The 4458-nt window shown below is 52.6% G+C and carries 2 rRNA genes; both read right to left on the bottom strand.

Annotated features, from left to right (window positions below):
* A 23S ribosomal RNA gene (locus IEV00_RS11085) occupies nucleotides 1-2333 on the bottom strand; the annotation flags it as partial.
* A 349-nt stretch (nucleotides 2334-2682) separates the two neighbouring features.
* A 16S ribosomal RNA gene (locus tag IEV00_RS11080) occupies nucleotides 2683-4211 on the bottom strand.
* Nucleotides 4212-4458 lie beyond the last annotated feature (247 nt).

Below are 4458 nucleotides of genomic sequence, written 5' to 3'. Positions count from 1 at the left end.
GCTTCACAGTCTCCCACCTATCCTACACAAGCCACACCGAACACCAATACCAAACTATAGTAAAGGTCACGGGGTCTTTCCGTCCTGCTGCGCGAAACGAGCATCTTTACTCGTACTGCAATTTCACCGAGTTCATGGTTGAGACAGTAGGGAAGTCGTTACTCCATTCGTGCAGGTCGGAACTTACCCGACAAGGAATTTCGCTACCTTAGGATGGTTATAGTTACCACCGCCGTTTACTGGGGCTTAAATTCTCAGCTTCGCACCACAAAAGGGCACTAACCAATCCTCTTAACCTTCCAGCACCGGGCAGGAGTCAGTCCGTATACATCGTCTTACGACTTCGCACGGACCTGTGTTTTTGATAAACAGTCGCTTCCCCCTGGTCTCTGCGACCCATACACGCTCCCCACCGCACGGGTGGATCACGCTCAAGGTCCCCCTTCTCCCGAAGTTACGGGGGCATTTTGCCGAGTTCCTTAACCATGATTCTCTCGATCGCCTTAGTATTCTCTACCTGATCACCTGTGTCGGTTTAGGGTACGGGCAACTCAAACCTCACGCCGATGCTTTTCTCGACAGCATAGGATCACCAAATCCCCCAAAAAACGGGGTCCCATCACGCCTCAGGCCAACACGGGCGCATTTAACAACCCGATACCCTACACGCTTAGACCACGACAACCACCGCGTGGCTTGGCTACCTTCCTGCGTCACACCTGTTAATACGCTTGCCTCCTTGGCTCGGGCCCTGCAGTCCACCATAAGCTCCAGTCCAAAAAGAACCGGTTACAAACAGCTTCTCACAGTTAGCATCACCAACTCAGCATGGACGGTTCTCCGTCGGTACGGGAATATCAACCCGTTATCCATCGACTACGCCTGACGGCCTCGCCTTAGGCCCCGACTAACCCAGGGCAGATTAACTTGACCCTGGAACCCTTGATCATCCGGCGCACGGGTTTCCCACCCGTGATTCGCTACTCATGCCTGCATTCTCACTCGCATACCCTCCACCACTAGTTCACACCGCAGCTTCACCGGACACACGACGCTCCCCTACCCAACCAAGCAAAAACACTTGATTGCCATACCTTCGGTGGTGTACTTGAGCCCCGCTACATTATCGGCGCAGAATCACTTGACCAGTGAGCTATTACGCACTCTTTCAAGGATGGCTGCTTCTAAGCCAACCTCCTGGTTGTCTAAGCAACTCCACATCCTTTCCCACTTAGTACACGCTTAGGGACCTTAGATGATGGTCTGGGCTGTTTCCCTCTCGACAATGAAGCTTATCCCCCACTGTCTCACTGCCGCGCTCTCACTTAATGGCATTCGGAGTTTGGCTGACGTCAGTAACCAATACGGCCCATCAACCAACCAGTAGCTCTACCTCCACCAAGAAACACGCGACGCTGCACCTAAATGCATTTCGGGGAGAACCAGCTATCACAGAGTTTGATTGGCCTTTCACCCCTATCCACAGCTCATCCCCTCCATTTTCAACTGAAGTGGGTTCGGTCCTCCACCACGTCTTACCGTAGCTTCAACCTGGCCATGGATAGATCACTCCGCTTCGGGTCTAGATCCTGCCACTCACACGCCCTATTCAGACTCGCTTTCGCTACGACTACCCCACACGGGTTAACCTCGCGACAAAACACTAACTCGCAGGCTCATTCTTCAAAAGGCACGCTGTCACCCCACAAGGCTCCAACGGCTTGTAAGCACACGGTTTCAGGTACTATTTCACTCCCCTCCCGGGGTACTTTTCACCATTCCCTCACGGTACTGATCCACTATCGGTCATCAGGAAGTATTTAGACTTACCAGGTGGTCCTGGCAGATTCACACGCAATTCCACGAGTCACGTGCTACTCGGGACAACAACCACAGGTGCACCAGGTTTCAGTTACGGGACTCTCACCCTCTCCGGCAGCCCATCCCAAGGCCTTCACCTACCCAACACAACATCCGCGCAGCAGTCAGTTAGAACTGCCCCGTTGCTCCCAACAACCCCCATGATGCAACACCTAACCGCTATCACACACCACAGGTTTAGTCTCATCCGCTTTCGCTCGCCACTACTCACAGAATCATATTTTATTTTCTCTTCCAGCAGGTACTGAGATGTTTCACTTCCCCGCGTTCCCCCCAACCAGCCTATACATTCAACTGGCGGTAACATGTGTCACCACATGCTGGGTTTCCCCATTCGGAAATCCTCGAATCAACGTCCTGTTATCGACTCCCCGAGGCTTATCGCAGATTCACACGTCCTTCATCGGCTCCTGATGCCAAGGCATCCACCGTGTGCCCTTCATGACTTACGACACACAAACAATCACAAGGATCATTCATACAAAAATAACTAAGTTACACAATCAAGAAAAACCAAAAAACAAACAAAAAAAACTTGCTTCTCAGAATTTCCAGAAGATGCTCGCGTCCACTATACAATTCTCAAACAACAACCCACCCACAAACACCAGCAAAGAACAACACCCTCACCAGCCATCTGCGCCAGGCAACAACCAAGACACCACAACCAAACAGCTATGTTGCCTCAAAACCCAACAGCACACTTTGTCCAAAAACCAGAACCAACATTCCACCCATGAGCAAACCAGGTGTCCAACACTCGTGAACAAACCCAGCCAACCAAAAGATTGTGCTCCTTAGAAAGGAGGTGATCCAGCCGCACCTTCCGGTACGGCTACCTTGTTACGACTTAGTCCCAATCGCTCGTCCCACCTTCGACGACTCCCCCCAAACGGTTAGGCCATCGGCTTCGGGTGTTACCAACTTTCGTGACTTGACGGGCGGTGTGTACAAGGCCCGGGAACGTATTCACCGCAGCGTTGCTGATCTGCGATTACTAGCGACTCCGACTTCATGGGGTCGAGTTGCAGACCCCAATCCGAACTGAGACCGGCTTTTTGGGATTAGCTCAACCTCACAGTATCGCAACCCTTTGTACCGGCCATTGTAGCATGCGTGAAGCCCAAGACATAAGGGGCATGATGATTTGACGTCATCCCCACCTTCCTCCGAGTTAACCCCGGCAGTCTCCTATGAGTCCCCGCCATCACGCGCTGGCAACATAGAACGAGGGTTGCGCTCGTTGCGGGACTTAACCCAACATCTCACGACACGAGCTGACGACAACCATGCACCACCTGTACACCGACTCCGAAGAGAAACCCCATCTCTGAGGCGATCCAGTGTATGTCAAGCCTTGGTAAGGTTCTTCGCGTTGCATCGAATTAATCCGCATGCTCCGCCGCTTGTGCGGGCCCCCGTCAATTCCTTTGAGTTTTAGCCTTGCGGCCGTACTCCCCAGGCGGGGCACTTAATGCGTTAGCTACGGCGCGGAAAACGTGGAATGCCCCCCACACCTAGTGCCCAACGTTTACGGCATGGACTACCAGGGTATCTAATCCTGTTCGCTCCCCATGCTTTCGCTTCTCAGCGTCAGTTACAGCCCAGAGACCTGCCTTCGCCATCGGTGTTCCTCCTGATATCTGCGCATTTCACCGCTACACCAGGAATTCCAGTCTCCCCTACTGCACTCTAGTCTGCCCGTACCCACCGCACGTCCGGAGTTAAGCCCCGGATTTTCACGACAGACGCGACAAACCGCCTACAAGCTCTTTACGCCCAATAATTCCGGACAACGCTCGCGCCCTACGTATTACCGCGGCTGCTGGCACGTAGTTAGCCGGCGCTTCTTCTGCAGGTACCGTCACTTTCGCTTCTCCCCTGCTGAAAGAGGTTTACAACCCGAAGGCCGTCATCCCTCACGCGGCGTCGCTGCATCAGGCTTGCGCCCATTGTGCAATATTCCCCACTGCTGCCTCCCGTAGGAGTCTGGGCCGTGTCTCAGTCCCAGTGTGGCCGGTCACCCTCTCAGGCCGGCTACCCGTCGTCGCCTTGGTGAGCCATTACCCCACCAACAAGCTGATAGGCCGTGAGCCCATCTAAAACCAGTACAAACCCTTTCCACAAAAAACCATGCGGTCCCTTGTCGTATCCAGTATTAGACCCAGTTTCCCAGGCTTATCCCAGAGTCAAAGGCAGGTTACTCACGTATTACTCACCCGTTCGCCACTAATCCACCTAAGTGCAAGCACCAGGCTTCATCGTTCGACTTGCATGTGTTAAGCACGCCGCCAGCGTTCGTCCTGAGCCAGGATCAAACTCTCCGTTACAAAACAGAAAAAGCTTGAAAACCCGATCTCAAAAAAGAAAACGAAACAAGCACCTCACACGCCACACGGGGTACGGTGACTCGGCCACTTGCTTCGAACTGTCAAAATTTTCTGAAACCAAAAATGTTTTCAAAACATAAACAAATAAATATTTGGTATCAGTCCTAGTCAACACACCAACCACATGGTTGGCGTGTTCCTTATTGAACAAAGCACACTATTGAGTTCTCAAACAACAAACCACACC

Source organism: Rothia aerolata (assembly GCF_014635585.1).
GTDB lineage: Bacteria > Actinomycetota > Actinomycetes > Actinomycetales > Micrococcaceae > Rothia > Rothia aerolata.
Note: the sequence above shows the minus strand (reverse complement) of the source record. Positions and strands in the feature narration are given on the sequence as shown.